Raw genomic sequence first — 4,135 nt, forward strand, 5'->3', positions numbered from 1 at the left:
CCGGTGGCGATGCGGTAGGTCATCGAACTCATCCGCAGCCCATCCATGCCGTCGTCGCTACCCGCGCTGTCGGACAGAAACACGGATTCGTCCTCGCCTTCCAGCCAGCCTTTGCGCGTCAGGTGCCGGCACACGCGATGCGCGATGGTGTTGGCCAGTTCCGTCAGTTGCGCCGATGTGGGCGCACGGGTGCGGTGCAGGCGCGGCTTGCGCTGCGGACGCTCGGTGGTGTCCTCGTACACGCCGTCGAGCCACAGCATGTGGAAGTGGATGTTGAGATTCAGCGCGCTGCCGAAGCGCTGGATCAGGGTCACCACGCCGCATTGCGCCGTATCCCGCGGCACGCCGGCCTGATCGGCAAGCCAACCGGCGATCACRCGMTGCACGATGCCCAGCACCGGGCYRATGGCYTCYGGCTTGCTGGCGAACAGGAARCGCAASGGGTASGGRAARCTCAGCACCCATTGCCGCACCGGCCGCGGGCCGAACACCTCGTCCACCAGATGCCGCGCCGACTCGGCCATGCGCCGYGCGCCGCAGCTCGGGCACAGCCCGCGCTTCTTGCAGGAATACGCCACCAGCCTCTCCTTCCTGCGCTGCATCGAACTGCCCGAGGCCATGGCGGACTGGTCGTTGACCAGCCTGCAACTCAAGCTGATCAAGATCGGCGCCCGCGTCGTCCGCCACGCCCGCGCCATTACCTTCCAGTTGGCCGAGGTCGCCGTCACCGGCCCGATGGTGCGGGCCGTCCTTGCCGCCATCCGCCGTCTTCGAACGCCTCCGTCATGCGCATGACCACGATCCATGCCCAAGCTGAACGAAAGCGGCAGGACAGGTCCGTCTGCCGCGCGGAAAAGCGGCTCTGCCGGGCCAGAATGCTGCGGGTTCGAGGCTTGATCCACCCGACTTCGGCCGTTTGCGCGACGACAGACACCGCTCGGGGCGAAAAACGCTTGCCCAGCGAGCAAAATCAGGCGATCTTGAAGTCAAGCGGCAGGCCACTTGGGGAATGTCGGCTCTAGATTAATTATTGGAGACTATCATGAAGTTTGAAAAGTCACAGACAGCAGTTGACCGCCTGACCCCCGAGCAACGCCGGATTACCCAGGAGTCGGGGACCGAAAGGCCCTTCACGGGCGAGCACAACGACAACAAGGAGCCTGGCATCTACGTCGACATAGTGTCGGGCGAGCCGCTGTTCGCTTCAACGGACAAGTTCGATTCGGGTACTGGCTGGCCCAGCTTCACCAAGCCGATCGTTCCGGCAAACGTGAACGAGGTGCGGGACAGCGCACACGGCATGGTCCGGACGGAGGTCAGGTCGGTACATGCCGACAGCCATCTCGGCCACGTGTTCCCAGATGGTCCTTCCGACCGCGGCGGTCTGCGCTACTGCATCAACTCAGCGTCCCTTCGCTTCATCCCGCGCGACGAAATGGAGGCCGAGGGATACGGTGAATATCTCGATCAGGTAGAGGAGGCTTAACATGCATCAGCGCGCTATTCTCGCAGGCGGATGTTTCTGGGGCATGCAGGATCTGATCCGCAAGCGGCCCGGCATCGTCTCGACTCGTGTAGGTTACACTGGCGGCGATGTTCCGAACGCCACTTATCGCAATCACGGCACGCATGCCGAGGCGATCGAGATCGTTTTCGACCCGGCGGTGACGAGCTACCGGAACATCCTGGAATATTTCTTCCAGATCCACGATCCGACGACCAAGAACCGCCAGGGCGGTGATATTGGGCTCTCCTACCGGTCGGGCATCTATTACGTCGACGAGGAGCAGAAGCGCGTCGCCGAGGACACGATCGCCGACGTGGATGCCTCCGGGCTGTGGAAAGGCATAGTGGTCACTGAAGTCGTCCCGGTCGGAGATTTCTGGGAGGCCGAGCCCGACCACCAAGATTATCTGGAGAAACGGCCGGGTGGCTACACATGCCACTTCCCCCGTCCCGACTGGGTTCTTCCGAAGCGGCGTGAGGCCGGCGATATGAGCCCTGCGGCCGGGGCTGCAGCGGAATAAGCTTCGCTGCCGTCCGTGTCGCGTCGATCCGGTTCGCAACCTTCGACGACCGCGTCAATCGACGCGGTCGTCGAACCTGGCCTTGAAGCAGATCATTTCATTCAGCCGCCGTCGCAGTGCCAGGATCCAGATATGACAGACCTCTCCTCCTTTCCCATCACGCAGCGCTGGCCAGCATCTTATCCGGATCGCCTGCAACTATACGCGGCCCCCACGCCCAACGGCGTCAAGGTCTCGATGATGCTGGAGGAGACTGGCCTGCCGTACGAGCCCCACTTCGTCGACATCTCGAACAACGAATCGAAAGATCCAGCGTTCGTGTCGTTGAATCCCAACGGCCGCATACCCGCGATCATCGATCCGGCTGGCCCTGACGGCCAGCCCATTGGCATATGGGAAACCGGTGCGATCCTCGTCTATCTGGCCGAAAAGACTGGCCAGTTCATCTCAACCACACCCACCCAACGATACGAGACTCTGGCCTGGGTGTTCTTTCAAGTGTCCGGCATCGGGCCGACCTTCGGCCAGCTTGGCTTTTTCCTGCGATCTGCTGGCAAGGATTATGAGGACAAGCGGCCTCGGCAGCGCTTTATCGATGAATCCAAGCGTCTTCTCGGGGTCCTAGATCGCCGCCTGGAAGACCGCGAATGGATTGTCGATGATTACTCGATCGCGGACATCGCGACGTTTGGCTGGGTGAATGCGCTGGTTGAATTTTACGCTGCTGGCGACATCCTCGGCCTTAGCAGCTATCCTAACGTCCAGGCATGGGTCGGGCGCGGGCTGGCGCGGCCCGCGGTACAGCGTGGCCTGCGAATTCCTGCGAGGCCTGCATGACCATCATCGCCGCTTATTATTACAACGAAGGCAAGCGAGTCCGGGAAATCGCGCTCGACGAGCGCATTGAACTGGGCGAGAGTCGTTCGGGCTTCTGCTGGATCGCGCTCAGCGAGCCTACCGACGACGAACTTCGCGCGATCCAAACGACGTACAATCTGCATCCGCTGGCAATCGACAACGCGATGCACCCGCTGTGCCCGCCCAAGCTCGAAGTCTACAACGATGAGCTATACATCGTCGCGCAGACCGCCGAACTGGTCGGCGACCGGATCAGCTACGGCAAGATGGCGATCTTCACCGGTCACAATCACCTCATCACCGTGCGGCACGGCAACGCCGGAGCGCTGGGCAAACTTCGGGCGCAACTCGAGGCATCGCCGACGCAGTTCGGCAAGGGTGTCGACTATGTGCTGCATGCGATCCTGCACCGCGTGGTCGACCAGTATCTGCCCATCTTCGAAATGATCGAGGACGACGTCCTGGCCATGGAACGACGGTCGCTGCACGACTTCCTCGGGCCAGAAGAGGTGGCGCGAATCTTCGAACTAAGGTCCGAACTCACGCGGTTCCAGCGCACGCTCGGGGCTATGGCCGAGCTGGTGCGAAAGCTCGTTCGCGGCCACTTTCCCTGCATCAGCGCCGAAATGACACCATATTTCCACGACGTCGCGGACCATGTCCACCGCGTGCAGTCCATGGTCGACGGCCTCCTGCTTGTCCTGTCCACGGTCTTTGAGGCCAGCAGCCTTCTGGAAGCGCAAAGGATCGGGGTGGTCACCCGCCAGCTCGCTGCCTGGGCGGCGATACTCGCAGTCCCGACGGCGATCGCCGGAATATACGGCATGAACTTCAAGAACATGCCGGAACTGAACACGACCTATGGCTACTTCGTCGTGCTCGGGCTGATCGCGGTGTCCAGCCTCATCCTGTTCGTGCGCTTCAAGAAGTCCAAGTGGCTATGAACTCCGCACTCCGCGCTCTTCTCCGTCATCTGATGGACCAAAGCACGACTTGTGCGGAAGCGCGTCCAATCCAACTCGATATGAAAGTGCGCGCATGACATCCGAAGTGACCGACGTTCTAGAAGCAGTCCAGTCGTTCATCGCCAAGGGCTATGACCGCGAATACCGCGTCAAGGACGGCAATCTCGTTGATCTCGAACTTGGATCGATCCTCGACGCGTGCACCATTGGGTATAGGAAGTTCAACCGCCCTTTTTTGCGAGTCTGGCGGGTAGGAAGCGGCCGCGCAAGCGCCGCTTTGGGCAC

The 4,135-nt window shown here is 61.5% G+C and carries 4 protein-coding genes and 3 pseudogenes; 6 read left to right on the forward strand and 1 reads right to left on the reverse strand.

Annotated elements, in window-relative coordinates; genetic code table 11:
- Positions 1 to 593, reverse strand: a pseudogene (locus D7Y61_RS22365) (transposase); the annotation flags it as partial.
- Here D7Y61_RS22365 and D7Y61_RS22370 point away from each other — a divergent pair.
- The 6 genes and pseudogenes from D7Y61_RS22370 to D7Y61_RS22395 form a co-directional block, all read left to right on the forward strand.
- A pseudogene (locus D7Y61_RS22370) lies at positions 586 to 795 on the forward strand (transposase); the annotation flags it as partial. The pseudogenes D7Y61_RS22365 and D7Y61_RS22370 overlap by 8 nt on opposite strands.
- A 247-nt stretch (positions 796 to 1,042) precedes the next feature.
- Complete coding sequence (gene msrB, locus D7Y61_RS22375) at positions 1,043 to 1,486, forward strand: peptide-methionine (R)-S-oxide reductase MsrB (RefSeq protein WP_116089488.1); 444 nt, start codon at positions 1,043 to 1,045, stop codon at positions 1,484 to 1,486.
- A gap of 1 nt (position 1,487) precedes the next feature.
- Positions 1,488 to 2,027, forward strand: coding sequence for a peptide-methionine (S)-S-oxide reductase MsrA (gene msrA / locus D7Y61_RS22380; RefSeq protein ID WP_164146002.1), 540 nt, complete (start codon positions 1,488 to 1,490; stop codon positions 2,025 to 2,027).
- 132 nt (positions 2,028 to 2,159) lie between these two features.
- Entirely contained in the window at positions 2,160 to 2,864 is a 705-nt protein-coding gene (locus tag D7Y61_RS22385; protein ID WP_164146003.1) for a glutathione S-transferase N-terminal domain-containing protein, read from the forward strand.
- Positions 2,861 to 3,829 (forward strand): magnesium and cobalt transport protein CorA, encoded by a 969-nt coding sequence (locus D7Y61_RS22390; RefSeq protein ID WP_164146004.1) that lies wholly within the window; start codon positions 2,861 to 2,863, stop codon positions 3,827 to 3,829. The genes D7Y61_RS22385 and D7Y61_RS22390 overlap by 4 nt, the downstream gene beginning before the upstream one ends.
- A 94-nt stretch (positions 3,830 to 3,923) precedes the next feature.
- Positions 3,924 to 4,135: pseudogene (locus D7Y61_RS22395) on the forward strand (hypothetical protein); the annotation flags it as partial.

This window comes from Stenotrophomonas maltophilia (assembly GCF_013464485.1).
In the GTDB taxonomy this organism is placed as follows: domain Bacteria; phylum Pseudomonadota; class Gammaproteobacteria; order Xanthomonadales; family Xanthomonadaceae; genus Stenotrophomonas; species Stenotrophomonas maltophilia_AW.

Coding starts and splice junctions, on each gene's coding strand:
- D7Y61_RS22385 (WP_164146003.1), top strand. CDS start 2,160: ATGACAGACCTCTCCTCCTTTCCCATCACGCAGCGCTGGCCAGCATCT.
- msrB (WP_116089488.1), top strand. CDS start 1,043: ATGAAGTTTGAAAAGTCACAGACAGCAGTTGACCGCCTGACCCCCGAG.
- D7Y61_RS22390 (WP_164146004.1), top strand. CDS start 2,861: ATGACCATCATCGCCGCTTATTATTACAACGAAGGCAAGCGAGTCCGG.
- msrA (WP_164146002.1), top strand. CDS start 1,488: ATGCATCAGCGCGCTATTCTCGCAGGCGGATGTTTCTGGGGCATGCAG.